Here is a 25,986-nt window from a genome sequence, read left to right as displayed (position 1 = left end):
GGAGCGTGAGCCGTACTGATGAGCGATCCGCCGGTCCGTTCCCCGACCCTTCGCCAGGTGGGTCCTCCACCGAGCCGCACGGGTACGGGCTGCGGCTGTGCGCATGGGACGCGGACTCCGACGCCCATGTGGAGGCGTGGTTCCGGGGGCGTGCCGATCCGGACTTCCGGCGGTGGAACACGCCCATGACGCTGGACGGGAGTCTCGCGGGCGCCCGCGAGTCGCTCCGGTTGCGGGCCGAGTCCGACGAGGAGGGCAGGACCGTCTCCTTCCGGATCGCGGACGCGCGGACCGGTGTGACGCTCGGGCAGGTCGGGCTGAGCGGGATCGACGTGTCCATGCGCCGGGCCGTCGTCGGCTACTGGGTGCTGCCCGAGGCCCGGGGCCGCCGGGTCGCCACCCGCGCCCTCGACCTCGCCGCCCGCTGGACCCTCACCGACTTCGGCATCCACCGGCTGGAACTCGACCATGTCGTCGGCCACGCCGCGTCCTGCCGCGTCGCGGAGCTGTGCGGGTTCCGGTACGAGGGGATCATGCGCGGGGCGGCGTTCGACGAGGGGCGCCACGACGCCTTCCGGGACGCGCACCTGCACGCACGACTGGTCACCGACCCGGCACCGGAAGGCATCTGATGAGCGCGGACGACCGACTCGCGTACGAGAGCGTCGACGATCCCGACGGCTACTTCGGCGAAGCCGTCGCCGCGCACTATGACGACCCCGACTCCCCCATGTTCGGCGCGGAGGCCGTCGACCCGGCGGTGGACCTGCTCGCCGCTCTCGCGGGCGGACCCGGAGGGGACGCGCGGGCGCTGGAGTTCGGGATCGGCACCGGGCGCATCGCCCTGCCGCTCGCCCGGCGGGGCGTGCCGGTGCACGGCATCGACCTGTCCCGCGCCATGGTGGAGCGGCTGCGGGCCAAGCCGGGCGGTGCGGACGTCGGCGTCACCCTCGGGGACTTCGCCACGGCGCGGGTCGACGGCCCCGGCTTCACCGTCGCCTACCTCGTCTTCAACACGATCAACAACCTGACCACGCAGGACGCCCAGGTGGACTGCTTCCGCAACGCCGCCGCGCATCTCCTGCCCGGCGGCTGTTTCGTGATCGAGGTCGGGGTGCCGGATCTGCGGCGGCTGCCGCCGGGGCAGGACGCGGTGCCGTTCCATGTCGGGCCCACGCGGCTGGGGTTCGACACGTACGACGTGGCGACGCAGGGGATGCGGTCGCACCATCTGACGGTCGTCGAGGGACGGCCGGTGTACCGGTCGATCCCGTTCCGGTACGTCTGGCCGGCCGAGCTGGACCTGATGGCGCGGCTGGCCGGGATGCGACTGCGCGACCGCTGGGCGGGATGGAACGGCGAGCCGTTCACGAACGACAGCACCGGGCATGTGTCCGTGTGGGAGAAGCCCTGATCCGGGCCGAGTCGGGGGCCTGATCCGGGCCGATCGGGGGGCCTGATCCGGGTCTGATCCGGGCCTGATTCGAGGGAGACCGTCCGCCCCCGTCCGTCACGGCCAGAGCAGCTCCTTGACCCAACCGCCGTTCTCCCGCCGGTAGTCCAGCCGTACGTGCCGTCGCCGCGCGTCCCCCTGGAAGAACTCCACCTCGTCCGGTTCCACGACGTATGCCGTCCAGGAGGGCACGGCCACGTCCGGCTCCCGCCGGGCGCGTTCCCAGGCGGCCTCCGAGGCGCGTTCCAGCTCCGTGTACGAAGGCAGGGCTTCGCTCTGGTGGCCCACGAGGGCGGCGGCCAGCGCACCCGTCGAGCGAGCGTGCAGATCGGCGTGGGCGACCTCGGCGGGCTCGACGGTGACACGGCCCCGCACCCGGACCTGGCGGCCGAGGAGGGGCCAGTAGAAGCCGAGGGACGCGTACGGGCGGGCCGCGAGGTGGCGTCCCTTGCGGCTTCCGGCGTGCGAGGCGAAGTGCCAGCCCCGCGCGTCCACGTCGTGCAGCATCACCGTACGGACGTCCGGTCGGCCCTCCGCGTCGGCCGTGGCCAGTGACATCGTGTGCGGCTCCACCTCCCCGGCCGCCACGACCTCCCCGAACCAGGCGGCGAACAGCGGCACCGGCTCGGCGGGGGCCGCCGCCGGGTCGAACAGCGGCAGTGCGCTGACCTGCGGATCCCAGACCCGCAGCCCCCGCAGGATCTGGACGACATCGGACGACGGGGCGGACGGCTGGGCGGGGGCCGGCGCGGGGGCCTGGGAGGAGGACCGCGGCCCGTCAGGGGGTTCGATCATGGGTGGGACGGTCTCACACCGTGCCCAGATCGGACGAGACCCACCTCTCGGGGCGCATGCGGATGATGACCTGGTCGCCGTGGTTGCGGGAGGCGAAGTCGACGTAGCCGTCGACCTTTTCGGCCGGGAGGTAGCGGGCCGAGATCTCGCGGAGGTCGTCGAGGGTGGCGGGGGACGTCTCGGTGACGGGGCCTTCGACGGAGACGTAGCGGATCGTGGGTTCGAGGCGGTCGATCATCAGGGAGAAGCGGCCGGCCGCCTGGATCAGCCGGTTCTTGCGGGTGTCCGACCCGGTCATGATCCAGATGTCGCCGCCGGGTGCGTACTGGTACCAGATCGGCACCGTCAGCGGTGCCCTCCCCTCCCCGGCGTCCACCGCCAACGCGGCCACCTGAGCCTCGGCCAGAAACTCCTCGCGCTCCTTGCGGGACAGTGCCATGTCACTTCCTCCAGGGCCGAAACGGGGACGTCTTCGTCTGCCGAGTCGGTTCAGCGTCCTTGCCCCGGTGTCTATTCCAATATCTGTTCCGTCGCCTGTTCCGTTGCCTGTTCCGGTGCCCGCTCCGGCGTCGGACGAGGAGGGCGGCTCACTCCCGGCCCAGCACCACCGTCCCCGAGGAGCAGAACCAGCCGCCCGTGCCCGACGCGACGGCCAGACGGGGCGGGGCGCCGTCGGAGGTGGGGATCTGGTGGGCGCCCGCCTCGCCGCGCAGCTGGCGTACGGCCTCCACGAGGAGGAAGAGGCCGCGCATGCCCGGGTGCTGGGCGGAGAGGCCGCCGCCGTCGGTGTTGACCGGGAGGTCGCCGGTCAGGGTCAGGCGGCCCTTCTCCACGAAGGCCCCGCCCTCGCCCTTCGCGCAGAAGCCGAGGTCCTCCAGCGTCACGAGGGTCATGTAGGTGAAGGCGTCGTAGATCTCGGCGAAGTCGATCTCGGCGGGGCGCACGCCGGCTCGTTCGAAGGCGAGGCGGCCGCTGACCGCCGCCGGGGAGACCGTGAAGTCGGGCCACTCGGACATGGTCGTGTGGGAGGCGTACTCGCCGGTGCCGAGGACCCAGACGGGCGTCGCCGGCCGGCAGTCCCGTACGTACTCCTCCGCCGCCAGCAGGACCGCCGCGCCGCCGTCGGAACGTATGCAGCAGTGGAGCTTGGTGAACGGGTCGGCGATCGGCGTGGAGGAGAGGACGTCGTCGACGGTGATCGGCGTGCGGAACATCGCCTCGGGGTTGGCCGCCGCGTTCGTCCGGGCCTGTACGGCGACGGAGGCCAGCTGTTCCAGGGTCGTCCCGTACTCGTGCATGTGGCGGCGCGCGGCCATGGCGTACTTGGAGATCAGGGTGTGCCCGTACGGGACCTCGAACTGGAGGGGGCCGCGCGCCCCGAACGAGAGGTTGCCGGTGCGGCGGCCCGCCTTGATGTCCGCGCGGGCGGTGGAGCCGTAGACGAGGAGGACGACGTCCGCGTGCCCGGCGACGATCGCGTCCGCCGCGTGGGCCGCCATGACCTCCCAGGTCGAGCCGCCGACCGAGGTGGAATCCACCCAGGTGGGCCGCAGTCCCAGATACTCGGCCACCTCCACCGGCGCCAGTGTGCCGAGGCCCGCCGAGGCGAGGCCGTCGATGGCTGTGCGCTCCAGCCCCGCGTCGGCGAGGGCCCGGCGGGCGGCCTGCGCGTGGAGTGCGTACGGGGTCGCGTCGTCCACCCGGCCGCAGTCGGACAGCGCGGCCCCGACGATCGCCACCTTCCGGCCGCCGCTTCGACGCACCTGGGCTCGACGCGTCGCCTCCGCTTGCCTCGCCTCCGCACGCGTTGCCTCCGCATGCGTCGCCTCCGCACGTGCCGGGTCAGGACGTGGCGCGTCGGCCGGTGCCGCGTCACGGCCGGCCGCGTCGCGAGGGCCGGTGGGTCCGGGTGGGGCGGGCGCAGCGGTCATGAATCTGACGGTACATCAGATGAGCGGTCGGCAACCCTGTGCTTCGGTTGCCTTCCGGCCTAATATGACGATCCGTCAGATCGTGAGTTCAGGATGACGTAGGGGGAGTGGAAGGGGGACCGCCCATGGACGCCCGCCTCACCGCCGAGCAGGAGGAAATCCGGCGCACGGTAAGGGAGTTGCTGCTCAAGCGCTGTGGTCCGGAGGAGGCCCGTGCCGCCGTGCGGACCGGGGAGGGGTACGACGCCGGGCTCTGGTCCGCCCTCTCCGAGCAGCTCGGGCTGCCGGGGCTCGCCCTCCCCGAGGGTTACGGCGGTGTCGGCTGCTCGGTGACCGAACTCGCCCTGGCGGCGGAGGAGCTGGGGCGCGCCCTGGCCCCCTCGCCACTGCTGTCCACCTCGGTGCTCGTCGCGCCCTTGATCCTCGCCCTCGGTGCCGAGCGGCAGCGCGCCGCACTGCTGCCCCTCCTCACCTCCGGCCGGCTCACCGCGGCCCTTGTTGTACCGGGCACCGCCCTCGCCACCGCGCTGGCGCTGACCTGCGACAACGGTGGCGGATGGGCCGGCGGTGGCCGGGCCGGCGGCGTCCAGGCGCGACGCGTCGGGGATGGGTGGCGGCTCTACGGGGAGGCCGGGCAGGTCCTTGACGGGCACAGCGCGGGGCTGCTGCTCGTGGCCGCGCATGCCGGGGGGTACGCCCGGTCGCGAACCCTGCTGTTCCTGGTGCGGGTGCCGCACGGGGAAGCGGGGGGCGGTGGCGGCCTCGTGCGGGTGCGGCAGACCTCGATCGACGAGACGCGGCCGGTGGCCCGGCTCGAACTCCGGGATGTGGAAGCCGAGTTGCTGGGAGCGGAGGCCGGTGCCGCCGACGTCGGTGTGCCGTCGGTCCTGGCCGAGGTCGGGGACGCGGCCGCGGCCGTGCTCGCGGCGGAGGCCGTGGGGGCCGCCGACCGGGTGCTGGAGCGGACGGTGGCGTATGCGCGGCAGCGGGAGCAGTTCGGACGGCCGATCGGGTCGTTCCAGGCGGTGAAGCACCGGCTCGCGGATGTCTACGTGCGGGTGCGGGCGGCCCGGTCGGCGGCGTACTACGCCGCCTGGGCGGCGGCCGCCCCGCCCGGCGGCGAGTGGGTCGGTGGGCTGGCGCTCGCGCAGGCGCTGGACGCGTTGCGGATGGCGGCCGGGGAAGGGATCCAGCTGCACGGGGGGATCGGGTTCACCTGGGAACACGAGGCGCAGCTGTACTTCAAGCGGGCGGCGGGGGACGAGGCGCTCTTCGGGCCGGTGCACCGGCTGCGGGGGCGGGCGGCCGACATGGCGGGCGTCTTCACGGTCGACGGGCCTGGCGAGCAGAGGGCGGTGCGGGGCTGATGGCTTCGAAAAGGGCGGCGGAAAGGGCGGCGGGGATGTCCGAGGGCATGAAGGGCATGGGTGTGCGGCTGGTGCAGAAGGTGTCCTCGGCTCCGGTGTTCGCCCGGGTCGCGCCGCACGTCATACCGGCGCTGGACCGCGCCGTGCACCGGGCGACCCGGGGCCGGGTGCTGCTCAGCGCGCAGCTGCTGCCGGGTGTGGTGCTGACGGCGACCGGGGCGCGGAGCGGGGAGCCGCGTCGTACGCCGCTGGCGTGTATGCCCGAGGAGGGGCGGGACAGTTGGGTGCTCATCGGGTCGAACTTCGGCCGCCCCGGCCACCCGGCCTGGAGCGCCAACCTGCTGGCCCATCCTGACGCCGAGATCAACTGGAAGGGGCGTGACATCCCCGTGACCGCGCATCTGCTGGCGGGAGAGGAACGGGCCGCCGTATGGAAGGAGTTGCTGCGGTTCTGGCCGCCGTACTCGACGTATCAGGCGCGAGTGGACCGGGAGATACGGGTGTTCCGGATCGTGCGGCGGTGAGTGAGTCCGCCCTCTCGGGGTCGTTCTTCGCATGTTCGTGTGCGGCTGACTGTTCCACGCCCCCCACGTCCCCCTGAACGCGGCAGGCGGCACTCCTCGGTCGAGGGTGCCGTCTGCGTGACAGGAATCGCGTCCGGGGCCTGCCCGGGGTGCTCCTGGTTACTTCGTCGGTTTCTTGCCGGTGATGCCCAGGTGGACCAACAGGGCCAGATTGGGCCGCAGTTCGGCCTGCTTGACGCCCCAGGTCTGGAAGCCCTTCTGGTGCCCGGAGACCGAGGCGAGCATGGCGACGAGGGAACCGGCGAGGGCCGCCGGGTTCACGTCCTTGTCGACGCGGCCCTTTGCCTGGAGTTCGGAGACCGATTCCGACAGGGAGTTGGTGACCGAGTTCAGGATCTTCATGCGGATCTTGTAGAAGCGTTTGTCGCCCTCGGCGGCGCCCAGGTCGACGACGCGGAGGATCGCGTCGTTCTTGCGCCAGAAGTCCAGGAAGCCGTCGACGAGTTCCTGGGCGGTCTGCCAGCCGGCCTTGCCGACCCAGGAGCGGCCTTCGAGGAGGTGCGTCAACGTGGCGCCCTCGGTGGCCATTTGCTCGGCGATCTCCAGGACGGCGCCCTCGACGTCCGGGAAGTACTGGTAGAAGGTCGCGGGTGAAGTGCCCGCCTTCCGGGCGACATCAATGACTTTGACGTCCCGGTAGGGCGACGAGCTGAGCATCTCGCTGAGGCAGTCGAGCAGCTTCTGCCGGGTCGCCTGCCCTCGTCGGCCGGCCACGCGGCCGTCGACGGTACGCACTTGTCCTGTCATGCCGTCAGCTTACCGAGGGGTGATCGGAGCGCGATTCGGCCGACTGCAAATGGGGAGCAGGGGCGTCACCTAGGGGTTCGTGCGGTGATCACGGAGTGTGTTGGCGCGTTTCTTTCGGGTGAATGGGGGTTCTTGGGGCGGGGGTGGTCTTCGGCCGCGGGTGGGTGGGGGTTCTCGCGCAGTTCCCCGCGCCCCTTCGAGCGGGCGTGCGTGTGACTTCGGCCGCGGGTGGTTCGTGGTTGCTCGCGCAGTTCCCCGCGCCCCTGAAAGACCAGGCCCTGCGGCCAGAAGGACCAGGCCAGGCGGCCTGAAAAGCACGGGGCGCCGCCCCTGCTTTTCAGGGGCGCGGGGAACTGCGCGAGCGACCCCCACTCACCCGCACCCGCCCGCGCACCCCACGCACCCCGACCGCCTTCACCCGCCCACGCACCCCGACCGCCCTCACCCGGCCCCGCCCCCCGACCACCCGCACCCGCCCACGCACCACCCCCGATACGGACGCGCCCGACGCGCGCCCCGCGTGCGCCGCCCTTAGCTTGGGGCTATGGCCGATGAGACGGGTGCCGTCACCGGGGCGGGCAGCGTCCCGTTCCCCGAGGGCGTCCCCTGCTGGGTGGACGCCCAGTTGCCCGACGTGGAGGCGGGGAAGCGGTTCTACGGCGAACTCTTCGGATGGACCTTCAAGGTGGCCCCCGGAGACGGCGCGCACGAGGTGTGGGGCCATGTCGAGGGCGCCCCCGTCGCCGCCCTCGCCCCCAAGCCCGACGGCCGCCTCCCCACGGTGTGGACCGTGCACTTCGCCACCCCGGACGCGTACGCCCTCACCTCCCGGATCACCGCGGCCGGCGGTCAGGTGATCACCCCGCCGACCCCGGTCGGCACGCTCGGCACGGCCGCGCTGGCCACCGACCCCGAGAGCGCCGTCTTCGGCCTCTGGCAGGCCGGCGCGCACACCGGTTTCGGGCGGCGCCACGAGCCCGGCACGTTCGCGTGGGCCGAGCTGTACACGCGGGACACCAAGGCGGCCAACTCCTTCTACGCGCACCTCTTCCACGACGCCCTCTTCGGCCCGGACGCGGTCCCGGACTTCGGCCGGGCCACGCTCACGGACGTCTTCCCGGCGGAGATGCCGCCGCACTTCCTCGTCCACTTCGGTACGGACGACTCTGAGGCGGCGCTCGCGACCGTCACCCGGCTCGGGGGGCGCGTCCAGGTGCCGCCGTTCGACACCTCGTACGGAAATGTGGCGGTCGTCACGGACAATCAGGGCGCGTCGTTCGCGCTGCTGCGACGAAGGAACGGAAACGGCCGGCAGGAAGCACCACAGGCGGCGGACCAGGTCGAACAGCGCCCGGACGGACTGCGGCAGGAGGGGGACGACCGGCGGGAGGACGACACCCCACCGGAGGGCGCACGCGGCGCGAACGCCCCGGAGGGCGACGCTGACCAGCGAGAAGACGGCGGCCGGAAGGGCTGAGGCCGCGCGCCCGGCTCACGGCTCGCGCGGGCGCTCCGGGGGCGTGACGAGGCTGTCGCGCCGGCAGACGTACGGGGTTGTGCGCCGGTGGTACGCGGAACGCCACGGTGTCCCACCATCCGGGCTCCCGCTTCCCGAGAGGCGGACAACGTGCTTTTGTCCTGAGACACCCCTACTCGCCCCCGGGTTCGCAACCTGCCCCCGGTACAGGAAGAATCGGGGTGCGTGCCGCCAGGGCGGTGCGGTGGTGAGACGCTGCACGGGGTCGCGCGCACAACACGGGTGACGCGGTCCGTACGGGGAGGTGGCAGGGCAAGTGGTGGATCAGCTGACGCAGCACGATCCGCGGCGGATCGGGCCGTTCGAGGTGCTGGGACGGCTGGGTGCCGGCGGCATGGGGCTGGTCTATCTGGCGCGCTCGGCGTCGGGCCGGCGCGTGGCGATCAAGACGGTGCGGACGGAACTGGCCGAGGACCAGCTCTTCCGGGTCCGTTTCACGCGCGAGGTCGAGGCCGCCCGCGCGGTGTCCGGCTTCTACACGGCGGCGGTGGTCGACGCCGACCCCCGGGCCGCCGTGCCGTGGCTGGCGACCGCGTACGTCCCCGCGCCCTCGCTCGAGGAAATAGTGAACGACTGCGGTCCGATGCCGGTCCAGGCCGTCCGCTGGTTCGCCGCGGGTGTGGCCGAGGCCCTGCAGTCCATCCACGGCGCGGGGCTCGTCCACCGTGACCTGAAGCCCTCCAACGTGCTCGTCGTCGAGGACGGGCCGCGCGTGATCGACTTCGGCATCGCGTCCGGCGTATCGAACACGCGTTTGACGATGACCAATGTCGCCGTCGGGACGCCCGCGTACATGTCGCCCGAGCAGGCGAAGGACTCGCGCAGCGTGACCGGTGCGAGCGACGTCTTCTCGCTGGGCTCGATGCTCGTGTTCGCCGCCACCGGACACGCTCCGTTCCACGGCGCCAACCCCGTCGAGACCGTCTTCATGCTGCTGCGTGAGGGCCCCGACCTCTCCGGCCTCCCGGACGACCTGCGCCCGCTGATCGAGTCCTGTATGCAGATGGACCCGACCGCGCGCCCGGGCCCGGCCGATCTCCAGGCCCAGCTCGCGCCGCACCTCTTCGGTTCCGGCTCGGACGACAGCGGTACGGCGTCGGCGTGGCTGCCCGAGAAGGCGGTCGCCATGATCGAGACCCGCCGCGGCGGGCGCCCCGCGCCCAAGCCGCAGCCTTCCTCCGGCCGCAGCGGTGGCGGGGGCCGCCCCAACGCCCCCGTCCCCCCCGCCCCCGCCCCCGTACGACCCCGCGCCCGCCCCGGTCGGCGCCCCCGACACCGGACCCGTACGGCTCGCCGGCGGCCAGGTGCCCATCGGTCCCGGACCACGCGTCGCCGACGCCCGCGCGGCCGCCGTGAAGGCGCCCCCTCCCGAGGCGGGCCTCGCCGCGTCCTGGTCCCGCCCGCGCGCCGGCGTGAACGGCGCCGACCCCGCGCCCGCGGTGGCCCCGCCCGCCACCCCCGAGGCGGCGCCCTCCGGCTGGCGCCCCTGGCGTTTCCGCATGTCGAACGACGTGTGGGGCACCCCGTCCGTCGCCGACGACCTCGTCTACGTCACCTCCTTCGAGGTGCACGCCCTGGACGTGGCCACCGGCCGGCGCCGCTTCAAGACCCGTGACGTCGCCTGGTCGATGGCGGTCGCGGACGGCCGTATCCACGCCTCCGACGGACCGACCCTCTTCGCGCTCGACGCGCGCGAGGGCGGGGACCTGTGGCGGCTGTCGACGGACGCCTGGGTGTACTCCCTGAAGGCCGACCGGGGCACCGTGGTCACCGCCACCCGCGGCGGCGGCGTCCAGGGCTGGGAGGCGTCCAACGGGCAGAAGCTCTGGGAGCTGACCGGCGCCCAGACCGACTTCGAGTCCCCCGAGGCGGGACCGGTCGTCCAGGACGGCACGGTCTACATCTGGAAGGACGCCCGGCTGCGGGCGCTGGAGGCCCGTACGGGCGAGGAGCGCTGGTCGTACCCCATCGGGGACGCGGCCTCCTGCGGCGGCGTCCCGGTACGGCTGGCACCGGCCGCCGACGGCTACGTGTACGTCTCCGCCGGCAGCCGCGTCCTCGCCGTCGACATCGCGAGCGGCCACGTCCGCTGGCACTTCGAGGCACCGGCCGTCTTCCTCTCCGCGCCCACGTTCGCGCCGGGCCCGGCCGTCACGGGCGGCGGCGTGTACCTCGCCGACTACCTCGGCACGGTCTACGCCCTCGACGCGACCGACGGCCGCGACCGCTGGCGGATCGCGACGGAGTCGCGCTCCTCGCTGGAGCCGGTCCTGGTCGCCGCCGGACACGTCCATGTCGGCAGCGGCAAGGGGCTCTACACCCTCGACGCGGTCACGGGCACGCCGAAGTGGCGCTTCCAGGCGGGCGGCGAGATCGTCGGCGCGCCGTCGGTGGCGGAGGGGCGGATCCACTTCGGCTCGACGGATCACCTGCTGTACACGCTGAAGGCCGACGACGGCCGGCTGCGGTGGAAGCTCGCCACGGGTGGGGAGATCACCGGGTCGCCCGTCGTCAAGGACGGCGTCGTCTACGCGTGCAGCAAGGACCGGTGCGTGTACGCGCTGGACGCGGAGAAGGGGACGGGGACGGCCCGGACGTCGTAGGGCCGCGACGCCCCCTCCCCCTCCTCCCACCCGCGCGCACGCAAGCACGCACGCACCGGCGTGTGACGCGGGCCACGGTCCGTGAATCCCCGCTCCCCCTGTAAGAAGTCGGCCGCCCCGCGCATTGCTCGGTGAGACAGCCGATATGAGGGGACGGCGCGTGACGCATGCGCAACGCTTCAGGGACATCTACGAGGAGTGCTATCCGCGCGTCCTCGCCTACGCCACGAGCCTGGTGGGACGCCAGGTGGGGGAGGACATCACCAGCGAGACCTTCACCGTGGCCTGGCGGCGGGTGCGGGACATCCCGCGCCCCGCGCTGCCCTGGCTCCTGGGGGTCGCCCGCAACCTGGTGCGTGAACTGCGCCGCCGGGACGCCCATCAGTACGCACTCGCCGCCGCGGAGGCCCAGCACATCAGCAGCGGCGCCCGCCCCGGCGTCGGCGACGTCGCGGCGGACGTGACCGAGCGGGAAGCCGCGCTGCAGGCCCTGGCGAGCCTGTCCGACGCCGACCGGGAACTGCTCACCCTCATCGCCTGGCACGGGCTGAGCGCCAGACAGGCCGCCCGGGTCCTGGGCTGCACCACCGCGACGCTGACCGTCCGGCTGCACCGGGCCCGCCGCCGCCTGGAGAAGGCCCTGGAGCCGGCGCACCTCGCGGACACGACACCCGTACGGGACACGCCACCGGCCCCCGCGCGCAACGCGGACTCCGCACCCCGCGCACCCCGGGCATCCCCTATGCCCCAGGCGCCCCAAGCAACTCACACACCCCACACACCCCACACACCCCACGCCCCGCGCCGCACCGATCGCAGAGGAGCACTCACGTGAAGAACACCCACGGACGGTCCGGGCGGACCGACGTCATGCAGGTGCTCGCGGACGCGCGCCCCGAGGAACTGGACCCGGCGAGGCTCGCGGACTCCCCGCGGCAGCACGCGGACCTGGCCCGCATCCTCGCCCGGTCGACGGACGGCCGCGCGGCACGCTTCCGTGTCCCGGAGCGACTGCGGGGCGGCATCCGGCCGTTCGGGACCGTGGCCGCCCTCGCGGCCGTCGCGGCGTCCGCGGTGGTCGTGAGTTCCCTGGACCGGGATCCCCTGGGCGTCGGTCCGGGCGCGCCCCCGCACTCCTCCTCCGCCTCGGGGCCGGACGCGTCCGCGCCGGACGGCCGCCTCGAACTGCTCAGCGCGGCCAAGAAGGTCGGGGTGGCGGGCGGCGAGGGAACGTACTGGCAGACCACCACGCGCTCGCAGGACGTGAACGTCGTCGGCGCGGCGGGAGGCGAGGGCCCGCTCTTCGCCGTGCGCGACTCGGCGACCTCCGAGTGGTCGGTCGGGGTGCGCCCGGGGACCCGAAGCCTGATGGTCTCCGGTCTGGACGCCGAGATCGCCCCCCGGACCAAGGCGGACGCGGCACGCTGGCGGGCCGCCGGCTCACCCGGGACGATGCAGGCGGAGGTCACGGGCAACGAGGCGGGCGGCACGCTCGGGTACACGATGGGCACCCGGCCGCCGACGGTCATGCGCACGGACGCCGACGACAAGATCTACGCCCTCGGCCCGCGGAACGCCTCCTACCAGGATCTGCTCGAACTCCCCTCCGACCCCGCCGAGTTGCGGCGCGAGCTGGAGCGCCGACACCGGCAGGACAGCGGTGCCGAGATCAGCGACCGTACGGCCTACGTCCTGCGCCAGGCGGCCGACCTGATCACGATGCCGGTGAAGCCCGCCGTCCGGGCCGCCGCGTACCGGGTGATGGCCGGACAGCCCGGCGTCCGGGGGCTGGGGCAGGTGACCGATCCGCTGGGGCGCGAGGGCGTCGGCATCGCCTTCCCGGGCACGCACGCAACCCCGCTCGGGAGCGTGGAGCAGCGGGTGGTCGTGGACCCGGCCACCGGCGAACTGCTCGCCGAGCAGCTCGTACTGGTCGAACCGTCGGCCAGGGCCCGCGCGGCGGGTCTCGACGCGGGCACGACGGTGAACTACACGGCGACGACCCGGATGGGCTGGGGCGAGAACCAGATCAAGGTGCCGGCGAACGCCCGGCGCTGAGCCGGCCGGCGGTCCAGCGCACCCAGCACCCCCAGCACCCCCAGCACCACAGAACCCAGTGACAGCAGGAGCACAGACGAACGCCGTGCCGTTGCCGGTGTGCGCGCTGACGCATTATTGCGTCGAGGCGCCGGCCCGGAGACGGGGGCGGCGGTTGACCCGCCGAAACGTCCGGGAACGGCCTGTGCCCGGGTCGGCGCCGGAGCGAGTGGAGAGGGCGGCGGACGGGGAATCGCCTCCGGTCCTGACCCCGAAGGGTCATCGCGTCCGGAACCCGCCCTGCCGCCGCCCGGCGAACAACTCCCCCTGCCGGGCGCTCGGTTGGTTGCCCAGCGAGATCAGGTGCGGGGCGTACGCGAGCGCGTGCGCCCTTGCCGCCTCCCGGGACGACCAGCAGGCGCGGACCGTTCCCTGGACCGCCTCCGGCGGGTACCCGGCGATCACCCCGGCGCAGCGCAGAGCCGCGGTGACGCAGGCGCCCGGGTCCGTCACCTCCGACACGAGTCCCGTCTCGTAGGCCCGGTGCGCCGACATCCGCTCGGCGGTGCCCATCAGGGCCATGCGGGTGGCCTCCCCGTACGGCATGCGCTGGGACATGAGGACCGACTCGAAGGCGCTGACCATGCCGTAGGTGGTGTGGGGGTCGAAGAAGGTGGCCGAGGGGTCCGCGACGAGGAAGTCCGCCTCGCCGAGGAGGTAGAAGGCGCCGCCGCAGGCCATGCCGTTCACGGCCGCGATCACCGGCTTCCAGAGATCGTTGGATTTCGGGCCGATCCTGAGGAGGGGGTCCTCGATCGTGTAGGGGGAGTTCGGCTGGGGGACGGCCGTCGCGGCGTCCCGGTCGAGGCCCGTGCAGAAGGCGCGGTCGCCGGTGCCGGTCAGGACGACGGCCCGTACGGTGTCGTCGTAGCGCAACTCCCGCCACAGGGCAGTCAGTTGCTCGGCCGTCGGGAGGTCGATCGCGTTCAGTCTCTCCGGGCGGTCCAGGGTCGCGAGCATCACGCCCGTGTCCTTGTCCGTCGTCGTGCGCAGGGTCACGGTCGCTCCAGTACCCACTGGGGCAGGCCGGCGTCGGTGAAGACCACCTGGACCCGGGCGCCGATCCGCAGGCGGTCGACGGGGACGGAGTCGAGGCGGGCGCCGGGCGCGGTCACCAGGTTGCCGACGAGGCGGATGCGGGGGGCGTCGGTGAGTTCGACGAGGACGACGTTGTACGGGGCCTGCTCGGCGTAGTCGGGCAGGAGGGGCGGGTGGGGCAGAACGTACGACCAGATCCGGCCCCGGCCCGCGACCCGGCGCCACTCGGTCGCGAAGGAGCGGCAGTGCGGGCAGCAGGGGCGGGGCGGGAAGCGGAGTTCGCCGCAGTCGGCGCAGGCCTGGACGCGCAGTTCGCCCTGGGCGGCGTACTCCCAGAAGGGGGCGCCGTCGTCGTCCACGGCGGGGGTCAGCATGTCCCCAACTCCCTCAGCTCCTTCGACTCGCGCAACTCCCTCAACTCCTCAGTAGCAGGGCCGATGTCGGGACGCCCTCGCCCGCCGTGACCAGGCAGGTGGCCGCCCCCGGCACCTGGGCGGTGCTCGTGCCGCGCAGTTGCCGCACGCCCTCGGTGATCAGGTTGAACCCGTGGACGTACGCCTCGCTGAGGCCGCCCCCGGAGGTGTTGAGGGGCAGCCGGCCGCCGCTCTCCAGGGCGCCGCCCTCGGTGAACGGGCCGCCCTCGCCCCGGCCGCAGAAGCCGTAGCCCTCCAGGGAGAGGGGGATCAGCGCCGTGAACGCGTCGTAGATCTGGGCCACGTCGATGTCGTCCGGGGTGATGTCCGCGTGTTTCCACAGGTGCCGGGCGGCGGTCCAGGCGGGGCCGGTCAGGGGGTCGTCGTTCCAGTAGTTGACCATGCCGTGGTGCTGGGCGGGCAGGCCCTGCGCGGCGGAGTGGACGTACACCGGGGTCCGGCGGCAGTCGCGGGCGCGCTCGGCGGAGACCACGACGCACGCCAGCGCCCCGTCGGTCTCCAGGCAGTTGTCGAAGAGGCACAGGGGCTCGCTGATCCAGCGGGAGTTCATGTACATCTCGCGCGTCAGGGGGCGCTCGTACATGATCGCGGCCGGGTTCTGGTTCGCCCGGTTGCGGCAGGCCAGGGCGACGTTGAAGAGGTGGTCGCGGGTCGTGCCGTACTCGTGCATGTGGCGGCGGGCGAGCATGGCTATCTCGTCGGCGGGGCGGAGCAGGCCGTAGGGGCGGGTCCACTGGGCCGGGGTGGGGAGCTGGACCGTGGTGTTCTTCCACGGGCGGGGGCCCGAGCCGCGCTTGCGGGACCGCCAGGCGACGCCGACCGTGGCCTGCCCGGTCGCGATCGCGGCGGCCAGATGCGCGACCGTGGCGCACGAACCGCCGCCGCCGTAGCCGACCTTGCTGAAGAAGGTGAGGTCGCCGAGGCCGAGTGCCTTGGCGACCTCGACCTCGTCCGTCTCCTCCATGGTGTACGAGGCGAGCGCGTCGACCTCGTCCGGGGCGATCCCCGCGTCGTCGAGGGCGGCGAGGATCGCCCGGCACGCCAACGCCCGTTCGGTTTCGGGAAGTTGTTTGGCGAAGGGGGTCTGGCCGATGCCGACGATCGCTGTCGCGTCCTTGAGCACGGCCATGGGCGCACACCTCCGCACAGGGGCATGGTCAGGGGGTGGTCCAGCCCCGACCGGCTGCTGACAGTCCGTCAGGGTACAGCTAATCTGACGGGTAGTCAGCTCATGCTCGGGCAGCACGTGGACATCGGTTCTCGGTACGGAGGCCTGCGGTGATCGGTGACGTGGAGGGGCACGGAGACTCGGAGCGGGGGGCGTGGGAGACGGTCCCGGAGCTGGTCCGCTCGGCGGCCCGGCGGTTCGGCGGGGTCGAGGCCGTCGTCGACGGGCGTACGCGGGTGTCGTACGCGGAGCTGGGCGCGCGGGTGGAGCGCGCGGCGGCCGCGTGCGTCGCGAACGGGGTCCGGGCCGGCGACCGGGTCGCCCTCTGGGCGCCCAACTCCCTCGACTGGATCGTCTCCGCGCTCGGCGCGGTCTCGGCGGGCGCGGTGCTGGTCCCGCTGAACACCCGCTTCAAGGGCGGCGAGGCGGCGGACGTGCTGGCGCGCAGCCGGGCGAAGCTGCTGTTCATCACCGGGACGTTCCTCGGGACGTCGTACGTGGCCTCGCTGCGGCGGGCCGCGGGCGCGGACGGCGGGCGGTTGCGGGCGCGGGGCGCCGGGAGCGTGTGCGAGCGGCCGGGACCGCTGCCCGGACTGCCGCACCTGGAACAGGTGGTGGTGCTGTCGGACGACGCGCCCGCCGACTTCCGCACCTGGAAGGACTTCCTCGCGAGCGGTGACGCGGTGGGGGAGGGGGTGGTGCGGGCGAGGTCGGCCGGACTGAGCGGGGACTCGCCCTCGGACATCATCTTCACCTCGGGGACGACCGGCCGTCCGAAGGGCGCGGTGATCACGCACGCGCAGACCCTGCGGGGGTACGAGGTGTGGAGCGACCTGGCCGGTCTCCGGCGGGGCGACCGCTATCTCATCGTGAACCCGTTCTTCCACACCTTCGGCTACAAGGCCGGTGTGATCGCCTGCCTGATGCGGGGCGCGACGATGATCCCGCAGCCCGTGTTCAACGTGGAGACGGCGATGGCCAACGTGGCGGCGGAGCGGGTCTCCGTCCTCCCCGGCCCGCCCACCCTCCACCAGTCCCTCCTGGACCACCCCGCCCGCGGCGACTACGACCTCAGCGCCCTGCGCCTGGTGGTGACGGGCGCGGCGGTGGTGCCGCTGCGCCTGGTCGAACGGCTGCGGGCGGAGCTGCGGGTGGACACCGTCCTGACGGCGTACGGCCTGTCCGAGGCCTCCGGCATCGTCACGATGTGCCGGCGCGGCGACGAGCCGTCGGTGATCGCGTCGACGTCCGGGCGGGCGATACCGGGGACGGAGGTGCGGGTCGTCGACCCGCTGGGGTCCCCCCTGCCGCCCGGGTCCCCGGGAGAGGTCCTCGTCCGCGGCTTCAACGTCATGCGGGGCTACTTCGAGGACCCCGCCGAGACCGCCCGCGCGGTCACGGCCGACGGCTGGCTCCGCACCGGTGACGTCGGCGTCCTCGACGACGCCGGCAATCTGCGGATCACCGACCGCATCAAGGACATGTTCATCGTCGGCGGCTTCAACGCGTACCCGGCGGAGATCGAGCAACTCCTCGGCCTTCACCCGGACGTGGCCGACGTGGCGGTCATCGGCGTTCCGGACACCCGCCTGGGCGAGGTCGGCAGGGCCTACGTCGTACGCCGCCCCGGCTCCCACGTCACCGCCGACGACCTCATCGCCTGGTCCCGTCGCGAGATGGCCAACTACAAGGTGCCGAGGAGCGTGGAGTTCGTGGGGGAGCTGCCGCGGAACGCGAGCGGGAAGGTGGTGAAGGGGGAGTTGCGGGGGCGGTGAGGGCGGTGAGGGCGGGCGGGGAGTGCCGCCCGCCCGGCCTGCTGCCGCCCGGCGTGCTACCGGTCGGCCGCCACCGCTCGGCCTGCTACCGGTCGGCCGCCACCGCCCGGCGTGCTACCGGTCGGCCGCCACCCGCTCGAACGAATCCCGGGCAAGTGAATCCCGGGAAAGCGGACCCCGGTCGAGTGACTCCAGGGCCTCCGCGTGGAGGTCGCGGATCTCGTCCATCGCCTCGCGCCAGGCCGGGTCGTCGTGGCCGACGGTGCGGGCGGCGTGTTCGGCGGTGCGCAGCCGGGCGGCGGTGGCGGGGATCCTGGCGATCTCGACGGTCACGGCCCAGGTTTCGAGGAAGCGGGTGATCGGGCCGAGGCTGCCCGTGCGGGCCGCCAGGGTGATGGCCTCGTCCTTCTGCCGTTCCATCTCGCCGAGGCGGTGCGGCGCCACCCGCTCCAGGGCCGCACGCAGTGCGCCCGGCGTCCTCTCCGGCCGCGCGGCGACGCAGGCACCGGATCCGGCACGCTCTGCGATCATCCTGGTCCCTTCCTCGATCGGCCGGTCCGGCCCGGCACACCGCCGTCGGGCCGGACCGCCTCCGGACACACCTCGGCCGCGGTGGCTCCCCCTCCGCGCCACCGCGGCCGATCCCCGTCAGGAGTAGGTCTAGTTGCCGCCCAGGTCCAGGGCCGGCGGGGCCGGGGTGTGCTGGTCCATGGTGGTGATCTCCGGGTCCTCGCTCGGCGGGGCCGGAGTGTGCTGGTCCATCGTCGTGATCGTCCCGTCCTTGCTGGGCGGGGCGGGCGTGTGCTGGTCCAGCGTGGTGAACTTCGGGTCCTGCTTCTTCTTCTCGCTCATGACTGGAACTCCCCGTGAGTGAACGATGTTTCTCGGCGAAAGCGCCCGTTCGGCAACTCCCCCGGAGGTCGCCGAACGGGCGTTTCGAGCGGCCTCAGGTCAGTCATGAGGCCCCGCGGATCCGCCTGCCCCCCGACGCGACGGATCGATGCACTGAGACTGTCAGCCACTCATAAACGTTCGATGAACGTCCTGCCCCAGAGCTGTCACGCCGCCGCCAGCGGATGGAGCAGGCCGCGTACCTCCGCCGCCTCGGCCGAGCCGGACTGCTCGTACATCGAGAGCGCCTCACGCCAGCACGCGCGGGCCCGGTCCGACTGGCCGAGGGCCATCAGGGCCCTGCCCAGCAGGGTCAGGGCGTTGGCCCGCATCCAGTCGCCGCCGATGCAGCCGATCGCCAGCGCCTGTTCGGCGTGCCGGGCGGCCTGGGCGGGACGACGGGCCGCCAGGTGGGCCTGGGCCACCCGGAAATGGGTCGTGCCCTCCCAGAGCCGCTGACGGTTCTCGGCGAAGATCCGCAGCGCCGCGTCGAGCTGCTCCAGGGCCTCCGGGAGCCGGCCCGCCTGCGTGAGCACGGTTCCCGAGGCATAGCGGGCGTTGGCGAGGCGTACGGACAGACCCAGCTCGTCGTAGATCTCCACGCCCCGCTGCGCGAGCTCGACCGCCCTGGCGGTACGGCCCATCGAGGCGAGCGAGCGGGACAGATTGCACACCGCGCTGGCCTCGCCGGGCTTGTTGTCGTCCGCCTGGAACGCCTCGATGGCCCTGAGCAGGAAGACCTCGGCGTCCGGGAAGCGGGCGGTGCAGTTGGCGATGATGCCCAGCTGGTTGGGGGCGGTGCCGCTCGTCCAGGGGTCGTCGGCCGTCCCGTTGACGAGATCGGCGCGCCGCGCCTCCTGCTCCGCCTCCTCGAAACGCCCCGCCTGGCTGAGGACCTGGGCCAGCGTGATGCGTGCCCGGGTCTCGGCGCGCGCGTCCCCGAGGGCCGCGGCCGCGTCACGTGCGGCGAGCGCGGTCGTCTCGTAGCGGCGGGAACCGGCCCCGGACTCCGCCAGATCGATGGTGGCCAGCAGCAGGTCGACGGCCCGCCGCAAGGTGGACGCTCCGAGCGACTGCTGCACGCAGGCGAGCAGTGGCTCCGCCTCCGCGTGCAGCCAGTCCAGCGCGTCCGACGCGGAGGCGAACTCTCGGCCGGCGTACCGGCTTTGCTCCAGATGCGCGACCGTCCGGTCCCCCGGCCGCTCGATCGCGTACACCCGCGTCGCCGTCGCCAGATAGAAGTCCAGCAGCCGTGACATCGCCGCGCTCCGCTCGCTCGGCGGCTGTTCGTCGCGTTCGGCGCATGCACGCGCGTAGAGCCGGACGAGATCGTGGAAGCGGTAGCGTCCCGGCGCCGCGGACTCCAACAGGGACGTGTCGACCAGATTCTCCAGGAGGTCCTCGGTGTCCTCCGGCGGCAGGTCCAGTACGGCGGCCGCGGCGGCCAGGGAGATGTCCGGGCCGTCGGCGAGGCCGAGCAGGCGGAAGGCACGGGCCTGGGCGGGCTCCAGCTGGCCGTAGCCCAGCTCGAAGGTGGCCTTCACGGCCAGGTCCCCGGCCTGCAGCTCGTCCAGCCGGCGCCGCTCGTCGGCGAGTTTCGCGGCGAGGACGGACACCGTCCACGTCCTGCGTGCCGCCAGGCGGGACGCGGCGATGCGGATGGCGAGCGGCAGGAATCCGCAGGCCGCGACGACGTCGAGTGCGGCCTTGCGCTCCGCCGCGACGCGCTCCTCGCCGACGATCTTCGTGAAGAGTTGCAGGGCCTCGTCGGGCGACATCACGTCGAGGTCGACGAGGTGGGCGCCGGCCAGGTCCACCATCCGCACCCGGGCGGTGACCAGGGCCGCGCAGCCCGCCGTGCCGGGCAGCAGCGGCCGTACCTGGGCGGCGTCCCGCGCGTTGTCGAGCAGGACCAGGACCCGGCGGCCGTCCAGCACCGACCGGTACAGCGCGGCCCGCTCCTCCAGGGAGTCCGGGATCGCGGACTCGGCCGTGCCGAGCGCCCGCAGGAACGAGCCGAGGACCGCCTCCGGCTCGGCGGGACGGGAGCCGGCGCCCTGGAGGTCGACGTACAGCTGGCCGTCGGGGAAGGCGGGCCGGGCCTGGTGGGCCACGTGCACCGCGAGAGTGGTCTTGCCGACGCCGCCGATACCCGCCAGCGCGGACACCGACATCACCTGTCCCTCGGCGCCGGACGCCTCGGCCAGTACCTCGCTCAGGTCGTTCACGAAGGCGGCGCGTCCGGTGAAATCCGGGACGGTCGCGGGCAGTTGGGCGGGCCGGACCGGGGTCGCGGTGGTCTCCGGCGCGAGGGGGGCGGAGGGCTCCGCGAGGCCCGGGTCCGCCTGGAGGATGCGCTGCTGCAACTCCCGCAGACCCGGACGCGGGTCCACGCCCAGTTCGTCGGCGAGGAGGCGGCGGGTGTCGGCGTACACCGCGAGGGCCTCCGCCTGCCGGCCGCTGCGGTACAGCGCCAGCATCAGCAGTTCACGCAGTCGCTCCCGCAAAGGGTGCGCGGCGGTGAGGGCGGTCAGCTCGGAGACCGCCTCCGCGTGGCAGCCCTGCTCCAGGTCCATGTCGAGTCGGGTCTCGACGAGTTGGAGACGCCACTCCTCCAGGCGGGCCCGCTGGGTCTCCGCGTACGGACCCGGCACACTCGCCAGGACCTCCCCGTCCCACAGCCCCAGCGCCCTGTTCAGCAGCTCGCGGGCCTGGCACAGATCCCCGGCGGCCTTGGCCTTCTCGGCGTCGGCGGCCAGATCCTGGGCCACGGCCAGGTCCAGCGCGCCGCCGGACAGCGCGCGGACCGCGTAACCGCCGGACTCGCTGACCAGCACACCCGGCAGCACCTTGCGCAGGCGCGAGGCGTACGTCCGCACCGCGGCCAGCGCCTGCGAGGGCGGGTCGTCGCCCCACAGCGCGTCGATCAGCTCGTGCGCGGTGGCCGTGCGGCCCTCGCGCAGCAACAGCGCGGCCAGCAGAGCGCGTTGCTGGGGCGAACCGGTGGCGAGGGGTTCGGTGCCGCGCCAGGCGCGCACGGGTCCGAGCACGGCGAAGCGCAGCTCGTCCGACGGCTGGGGGACCGGTTCCGGAATCGAGGCGTCCATGGCAACCCTTTGCTCCGGCACGCGCGGCACACCGCTCTCCGGCACTCCCGGTTCACCACCCATCGACGTCGCCCAAGCCTCCCCGTACCCGTGCCAGTTTGCCTTGTCCATGGCGGATCCGTCAGCCGTGGGAGAGCTCGATCACAGGGAGCCACGGGGGATGTCACCAGGCCCACACACGCTCTCCTCGCCCACGCGCTCGTCCGGCGGCGGGCGCGGGGCGGAGGACGGGACGGCGGCGGGCCAGATTACTGACGGGTCGTCAGATCGGCGCTACCGTGACGGACATGGACACCTTGGAGACGAGCGCCACGGATCCCGCCACCGCCACCACCCCCTTCCCGAAGATCATCTCCGTCGACGACCACACGGTGGAGCCCCCGAACGTCTGGCAGGACAGGCTCCCGAAGAAGTACCTGGACACGGGCCCCCGGATCGTCCGCGCGCCGCTGAAGGAGATGACGTTCCTCGGCGGCCGTTTCAAGCCGGTGATGGGCGCCCCCGGCGACGACGGCCCGATCGGCGACTGGTGGGTCTACGAGGACCTGCACCGCCCGCTGACCCGTCTCGACACCGCCGTCGGCTACGCCAGGGACGAGATCAAACTGGAGATCATCACGTACGAGCAGATGCGCCCCGGCTCGTACGACGTCCCGCAGCGCCTCGCGGACATGGACGTCAACCACGTCCAGTCGGCCCTCTGCTTCCCGACCTTCCCGCGCTTTTGCGGCCAGACCTTCACCGAGGCGGCCGACCGCGAGCTGGGGCTGCTCGGTGTGCGGGCGTACAACGACTGGATGGTGGAGGAGTGGTGCGGCCCCGACGCCCGGGGCCGGCTGATCCCGCTCACCCTCGTCCCGCTCTGGGACGCGGAGCTGGCGGCGGCGGAGGTGCGCAGGAACGCGGCACGCGGGGTGCGTGCCGTGGCCTTCTCCGAGATACCCCCGCACCTCGGTCTGCCCTCCGTCCACACCGACGACTGGGACCCCTTCCTCGCCGCCTGCGACGAGACCGGCACGGTCGTGGCCATGCACATCGGCTCGTCGAGCCGGATGCCGTCGACCTCCGCCGACGCGCCGCCCGCCGTCGGCTCCACGATCACCTTCGCCAACTGCTGCTTCTCGATGGTCGACTGGCTGATGAGCGGCAAATTCGAACGCTTCCCGAACCTCAAGGTCATGTACGCCGAGGGCCAGATCGGCTGGATCCCGTACATCCTGGAGCGCGCGGACGTGGTGTGGGAGGAGAACCGGGGCTGGGGCGGGGTCGCCGACAAGGTCCACCGTCCGCCGTCGGAGCTGTTCGCGGACCACGTCTACGGCTGCTTCTTCGACGACGCGTTCGGGCTGAGGAACCTCGACGCGATCGGCGTGGGGAACGTGCTGTACGAGACCGACTACCCCCACTCCGACTCCACCTGGCCCGAGTCGCGGCAGGTCGGCGAGGCACAGATGGGCCACCTGGACCCGGACGTGGTGGACCGGATCGTGCGGCGGAACGCGATCGAGTTGCTCGGGTTGACGCGGGAGGGGCTGTGGGCGGGGCCGGGGAGCGCGAGTTGAGCGGGGCCGGGGAGCGGCAGCCGGGCGGGTCCGGCGTGGGGCTCGCATACGGGATGCAGCTGCCCGTGCAGTCCCAGAGCACCCTCTACGCCGAGCCCTGGGAGGCGGACGCCGGGCCGCAGGATCTGGCGGAGATCGCGCGGGCCGCCGACCGGGCGGGGTTCGCGTACGTCGCCGTCTGCGACCACGTGGCCGTCCCGCGCCGCCTCGCGCCCGCGATGAGCACGGTCTGGTACGACCCGGTCGCCACGCTCGCCTACCTGGCCGCCGTCACCGAACGGGTCCGGCTGCTCAGTCACGTCGCGGTCGTCGGCCTGCGCCACCCGCTCCTGACGGCCAAGCAGTACGCCACCCTCGACCACCTCTCCGGCGGCCGGCTGATCCTGGGCGTGGGCGCCGGGCACGTACGGGAGGAGTTCGAGGCGCTCGGGGTGGACTTCGAACGCCGGGGGGCGGTCCTGGACGAGTGCGTGGACGCCCTGCGCGCCGCCCTCGGTCCGGACGAGTTCCCCTCCCACCACGGCAAGCTGTACGACTTCGAGGACCTGGGCCAGCGCCCCCGCCCCGCCCAGGCCCGCATCCCCGTGTGGGTCGGCGGCTCGTCCCCCGCCGCCGTCCGCCGGGCTGCCGTACGCGGCGACGGCTGGCTCCCCCAGGGCGACCCGCGCGACCGGCTCCCGGCCCAGACCGCCCGGCTCCGGCGTCTGCGGGAGGAGGCCGGTGTCACGGCACCGCTCACCGTCGGCGCGATCACCGAGCCGCTGTACGTGGGCGAGCCGGGCTGGGAGGTCGGCCGCCGCGCCCTGACCGGCAGCCCGGAGGCGCTGGCGGAGTCCTTGCGGGAGTACGGGGCGATGGGGGTGGACCAGATCCAGGTGCGGTTCCGGAGCCGGGGGCGGAGTGAACTCGTGGACCAGATCGGGGCGTTCGGGACCGAGGTGGGGCCCTTGCTGTAGACGCCGGCTCGGGGCCGGCTACCGGGCTTCCGGCTCCCGCCCCGTCGGCGCTATCGCGGCCGCATGAGCCGCAGGTCCTTCCCCCACGCGTCCAGCACCGTGCCGTGACCGGCACGGCGGACCAGGGGCTCGACCTGGGCGAAGAGACGGCGCTGTGCGGGGACGTCACCCGTGGCCGTGATGTGCCGCACCGCGTCGAGGAGCGCGCCGGTGTCCCAGTCGGGGAGCGGGAAGCGGGTCAGCTCCCAGACCAGGTACTTGTTGTAGGGGCGGGGGCGCCGGTCCAGGGCGAAGAGGGTCTCCAGCAGGTAGCGGACGCTGTCGGCGGCGTCGAGGCGGGCCGCCAGTGCCTGGCCGTCGCGGTCGTTCTTGACCGAGCGGTACAGGGAGTTGGCGTAGGCGTCGAGCGAGGCCGCCGCTTCCCGGAAGGCTTCCTCCGCGCCGAGCCGTGCCTTGTCGGCCAGGATGCGGGCGATGCCTCCGTCGAGGCGGTCCAGCACGACCCGGGCACGGGCCAGGGCGTACCGCTCGAAGCCGGGCATGCCGGCGGCGCGGAACTCGTCGAGGGAGAGGAGGACGAGGTCGAGCTCCGGGGAGCGGTGGCCCGCGAAGCGGGTGAGGTTCGTGCTCGCGCCGTTGGTGAGGACCACGTACAGGTCGTGGTCGGAGTGCGCGGTCGTCATGCCCTCGTGGGCCCGGGAGCCCTTGAGGACGAGGCCGACGACGGCGGGGTCGTCGGCGGCGGTCTCCACGAACGCGTCGTAGGAGATGAGGGGTCGCTGTGCGGTCATGGCGTGATCTCCGGTGTGGCGGACGACGGGTAGGCCGAACCGGGCGGCCCCGGGACTCGCCAGGGTCGCCCGCACCCTCTGCGGCGGCACTCGGCCACCGCCCGGCAGATCAACGCACGTCCGGACCTTACCGCTCGCCGCAGGCGTCCCGCGCGGGCGTCGCATGAGCCCCGCGCTCGTCCCTCCGCGCACTCCCGCGTTCTTCCGGTCCTGAACTCCGTTGCTCCGCAATGGAGTTCAGGACCGGCGGGTTTCGGCCGTCGCCGTGGGTGGCGCGGCGAACCTGTCAGACAGCTTCGCTTTTTGTTCTTGAAACTTCGAACAACTGACGCCGGAGTCACGTATGTAGGGGAGTCATGGCTTCGGCGGAAGGACATGCGAAGTGCGATCGCCCCGGCACGTCCGAACTTCCCAGCACGTCGGCACCACCGTTCCAGCTGCTCAGGCACGGCCCTCCCGCGCGCCGGCACAGCCCTTCCGTGTCCCGGCACAGCCCCCCCACGGCCTGTCGGTCGCGCTGGCCTGTGCTGAAGAGGACTGGCCGCACGACGACTGGCCGGCCCCGGACGACCAGTACGTGGGCAGCGCGCTGCACATCCCGCCGCCCTATGGCGCCCTCCGGGAGACCGAGGCGGATGTCGTGGTCCTGCGCTGCGAGGACCCGTCGACATCCTTTCCGGGGTTACTGAAGGCGATGGGCGCGATGAGCACCCCGGTGATCGTCATCAGTCCGCGCCAGGACCCGGAGGTGGTCGTCGAGGTGTTCCGGGGCGGGGCCGGCTATCTCGTCGAGGGCGACTACTGCACCCGCATGCTCTCCTCGGCGGTCATGGCCGCCACGGTCGGTCACACCTACCTTTCGCCGATCGCCTGCGCCGCCGTCCGGGACGCGGTCCGACGCATACCGGGTGAGGAGGAGGCGAGGGAGCGGCTGCGGTCCCTGCTCTCGCCCCGCGAAGGGCAGATCATGGAGCTGCTCTCCACCGGCCTCGGCGCACAGGAGATCAGCCTGCGGTTGCGGCTGAGCGAGAAGACCGTCCGCAACAACCTCAGCAACATCTACGCCAAGCTCGACGCCCGGGGCAGCACGGACGCGGTGCTGCGGTGGCTCGGGGCCATCACGGCCGCGTCCGTGCTTCGCACCTGAGAA

The 25,986-nt window shown here is 73.1% G+C and carries 22 protein-coding genes and 1 pseudogene; 12 read left to right on the top strand and 11 right to left on the bottom strand.

Annotation, left to right across the window (positions count from 1 at the left end):
* Positions 1 to 5: 5 nt before the first annotated feature.
* On the top strand, positions 6 to 632 hold the full coding sequence (locus STRBO_RS0136930; RefSeq protein WP_005486149.1) for a GNAT family N-acetyltransferase: 627 nt from the start codon (positions 6 to 8) through the stop codon (positions 630 to 632).
* Positions 632 to 1,414 (top strand): class I SAM-dependent DNA methyltransferase, encoded by a 783-nt coding sequence (locus STRBO_RS0136925; RefSeq protein WP_005486148.1) that lies wholly within the window; start codon positions 632 to 634, stop codon positions 1,412 to 1,414. Before STRBO_RS0136930 ends, STRBO_RS0136925 begins: the two co-directional genes overlap by 1 nt.
* A 96-nt stretch (positions 1,415 to 1,510) precedes the next feature.
* On the opposite strand, the gene STRBO_RS0136920 is transcribed toward STRBO_RS0136925, so the two are convergent.
* The 3 genes from STRBO_RS0136920 to STRBO_RS0136910 form a co-directional block, all read right to left on the bottom strand.
* Positions 1,511 to 2,248 (bottom strand): pyridoxine/pyridoxamine 5'-phosphate oxidase, encoded by a 738-nt coding sequence (locus tag STRBO_RS0136920; RefSeq protein WP_005486146.1) that lies wholly within the window; start codon positions 2,246 to 2,248, stop codon positions 1,511 to 1,513.
* A 13-nt stretch (positions 2,249 to 2,261) separates the two neighbouring features.
* The gene (locus STRBO_RS0136915) at positions 2,262 to 2,687 is read right to left on the bottom strand and encodes a pyridoxamine 5'-phosphate oxidase family protein (RefSeq protein WP_005486145.1); all 426 of its coding nucleotides are present in this window, start codon (positions 2,685 to 2,687) and stop codon (positions 2,262 to 2,264) included.
* A gap of 148 nt (positions 2,688 to 2,835) precedes the next feature.
* A complete protein-coding gene (locus STRBO_RS0136910) occupies positions 2,836 to 3,987 on the bottom strand; it encodes a thiolase C-terminal domain-containing protein (RefSeq protein WP_005486143.1) in 1,152 nt (383 codons plus the stop codon).
* A gap of 317 nt (positions 3,988 to 4,304) precedes the next feature.
* On the opposite strand from STRBO_RS0136910, the gene STRBO_RS0136905 reads away from it, so the two are divergent.
* Both STRBO_RS0136905 and STRBO_RS0136900 read left to right on the top strand, forming a co-directional pair.
* A complete protein-coding gene (locus STRBO_RS0136905; protein WP_005486142.1) occupies positions 4,305 to 5,546 on the top strand; it encodes an acyl-CoA dehydrogenase family protein in 1,242 nt (413 codons plus the stop codon).
* A gap of 35 nt (positions 5,547 to 5,581) precedes the next feature.
* A complete protein-coding gene (locus tag STRBO_RS0136900) occupies positions 5,582 to 6,070 on the top strand; it encodes a nitroreductase/quinone reductase family protein (protein ID WP_005486140.1) in 489 nt (162 codons plus the stop codon).
* 159 nt (positions 6,071 to 6,229) lie between these two features.
* Here STRBO_RS0136900 and STRBO_RS0136895 read toward each other — a convergent pair whose 3' ends face one another.
* The gene (locus STRBO_RS0136895; RefSeq protein WP_037627701.1) at positions 6,230 to 6,877 is read right to left on the bottom strand and encodes a TetR family transcriptional regulator; all 648 of its coding nucleotides are present in this window, start codon (positions 6,875 to 6,877) and stop codon (positions 6,230 to 6,232) included.
* Between the two features lie 544 nt (positions 6,878 to 7,421).
* Between STRBO_RS0136895 and kbpA the strand changes: the two genes are divergently transcribed.
* The 4 genes and pseudogenes from kbpA (at position 7,422) to STRBO_RS0136875 (ending at position 13,075) form a co-directional block, all read left to right on the top strand.
* Positions 7,422 to 8,354: an AfsK-binding protein KbpA gene (gene kbpA / locus STRBO_RS0136890; protein ID WP_005486137.1), complete on the top strand. Its 933-nt coding sequence runs from the start codon at positions 7,422 to 7,424 to the stop codon at positions 8,352 to 8,354.
* Between the two features lie 316 nt (positions 8,355 to 8,670).
* Positions 8,671 to 11,017, top strand: a pseudogene (gene afsK, locus STRBO_RS40800) (protein serine/threonine kinase AfsK).
* 160 nt (positions 11,018 to 11,177) lie between these two features.
* Positions 11,178 to 11,852: an RNA polymerase sigma factor gene (locus STRBO_RS0136880; RefSeq protein ID WP_005486134.1), complete on the top strand. Its 675-nt coding sequence runs from the start codon at positions 11,178 to 11,180 to the stop codon at positions 11,850 to 11,852.
* Complete coding sequence (locus STRBO_RS0136875; RefSeq protein ID WP_005486133.1) at positions 11,849 to 13,075, top strand: CU044_5270 family protein; 1,227 nt, start codon at positions 11,849 to 11,851, stop codon at positions 13,073 to 13,075. The genes STRBO_RS0136880 and STRBO_RS0136875 overlap by 4 nt, the downstream gene beginning before the upstream one ends.
* A gap of 258 nt (positions 13,076 to 13,333) precedes the next feature.
* On the opposite strand, the gene STRBO_RS0136870 is transcribed toward STRBO_RS0136875, so the two are convergent.
* The 3 genes from STRBO_RS0136870 to STRBO_RS0136860 are packed head-to-tail and all read right to left on the bottom strand — an operon-like array spanning position 13,334 to position 15,715.
* Positions 13,334 to 14,113 carry an enoyl-CoA hydratase/isomerase family protein gene (locus STRBO_RS0136870; protein WP_005486132.1) on the bottom strand — a complete coding sequence of 260 codons (780 nt, stop codon included), beginning with the start codon at positions 14,111 to 14,113 and terminating at the stop codon, positions 13,334 to 13,336.
* Positions 14,110 to 14,526 carry a Zn-ribbon domain-containing OB-fold protein gene (locus STRBO_RS0136865; protein WP_005486131.1) on the bottom strand — a complete coding sequence of 139 codons (417 nt, stop codon included), beginning with the start codon at positions 14,524 to 14,526 and terminating at the stop codon, positions 14,110 to 14,112. Before STRBO_RS0136865 ends, STRBO_RS0136870 begins: the two co-directional genes overlap by 4 nt.
* Positions 14,527 to 14,566: 40 nt before the next feature.
* A complete protein-coding gene (locus STRBO_RS0136860; RefSeq protein ID WP_005486130.1) occupies positions 14,567 to 15,715 on the bottom strand; it encodes a lipid-transfer protein in 1,149 nt (382 codons plus the stop codon).
* Positions 15,716 to 15,864: 149 nt separating this feature from the next.
* On the opposite strand from STRBO_RS0136860, the gene STRBO_RS0136855 reads away from it, so the two are divergent.
* Positions 15,865 to 17,529 (top strand): fatty acid--CoA ligase family protein, encoded by a 1,665-nt coding sequence (locus STRBO_RS0136855; RefSeq protein ID WP_005486129.1) that lies wholly within the window; start codon positions 15,865 to 15,867, stop codon positions 17,527 to 17,529.
* 114 nt (positions 17,530 to 17,643) lie between these two features.
* Here the strand turns inward: STRBO_RS0136855 and STRBO_RS0136850 are convergent, their stop codons facing one another.
* The 3 genes from STRBO_RS0136850 to afsR form a co-directional block, all read right to left on the bottom strand.
* Positions 17,644 to 18,060: a DUF6247 family protein gene (locus STRBO_RS0136850; RefSeq protein ID WP_020115675.1), complete on the bottom strand. Its 417-nt coding sequence runs from the start codon at positions 18,058 to 18,060 to the stop codon at positions 17,644 to 17,646.
* Positions 18,061 to 18,189: 129 nt separating this feature from the next.
* Positions 18,190 to 18,381 carry a regulatory protein AfsS gene (afsS, locus tag STRBO_RS0136845; RefSeq protein ID WP_005486127.1) on the bottom strand — a complete coding sequence of 64 codons (192 nt, stop codon included), beginning with the start codon at positions 18,379 to 18,381 and terminating at the stop codon, positions 18,190 to 18,192.
* Positions 18,382 to 18,587: 206 nt separating this feature from the next.
* Positions 18,588 to 21,527 carry an SARP-family global regulator AfsR gene (gene afsR, locus STRBO_RS0136840; protein ID WP_020115674.1) on the bottom strand — a complete coding sequence of 980 codons (2,940 nt, stop codon included), beginning with the start codon at positions 21,525 to 21,527 and terminating at the stop codon, positions 18,588 to 18,590.
* A gap of 287 nt (positions 21,528 to 21,814) precedes the next feature.
* Here afsR and STRBO_RS0136835 point away from each other — a divergent pair, with 287 nt between their 5' ends.
* Entirely contained in the window at positions 21,815 to 23,089 is a 1,275-nt protein-coding gene (locus tag STRBO_RS0136835) for an amidohydrolase family protein (RefSeq protein WP_020115673.1), read from the top strand.
* A gap of 53 nt (positions 23,090 to 23,142) precedes the next feature.
* A complete protein-coding gene (locus STRBO_RS0136830; protein WP_005486123.1) occupies positions 23,143 to 24,045 on the top strand; it encodes an LLM class F420-dependent oxidoreductase in 903 nt (300 codons plus the stop codon).
* Positions 24,046 to 24,095: 50 nt separating this feature from the next.
* Here the strand turns inward: STRBO_RS0136830 and STRBO_RS0136825 are convergent, their stop codons facing one another.
* The gene (locus STRBO_RS0136825) at positions 24,096 to 24,836 is read right to left on the bottom strand and encodes a hypothetical protein (RefSeq protein ID WP_020115671.1); all 741 of its coding nucleotides are present in this window, start codon (positions 24,834 to 24,836) and stop codon (positions 24,096 to 24,098) included.
* Positions 24,837 to 25,218: 382 nt separating this feature from the next.
* Between STRBO_RS0136825 and STRBO_RS40795 the strand changes: the two genes are divergently transcribed.
* The gene (locus STRBO_RS40795; protein WP_005486121.1) at positions 25,219 to 25,983 is read left to right on the top strand and encodes a response regulator transcription factor; all 765 of its coding nucleotides are present in this window, start codon (positions 25,219 to 25,221) and stop codon (positions 25,981 to 25,983) included.
* The last annotated feature ends 3 nt before the right edge of the window (positions 25,984 to 25,986 follow it).

This window comes from Streptomyces bottropensis ATCC 25435 (assembly GCF_000383595.1).
GTDB lineage: Bacteria > Actinomycetota > Actinomycetes > Streptomycetales > Streptomycetaceae > Streptomyces > Streptomyces bottropensis.
Note: the sequence above shows the minus strand (reverse complement) of the source record. Positions and strands in the feature narration are given on the sequence as shown.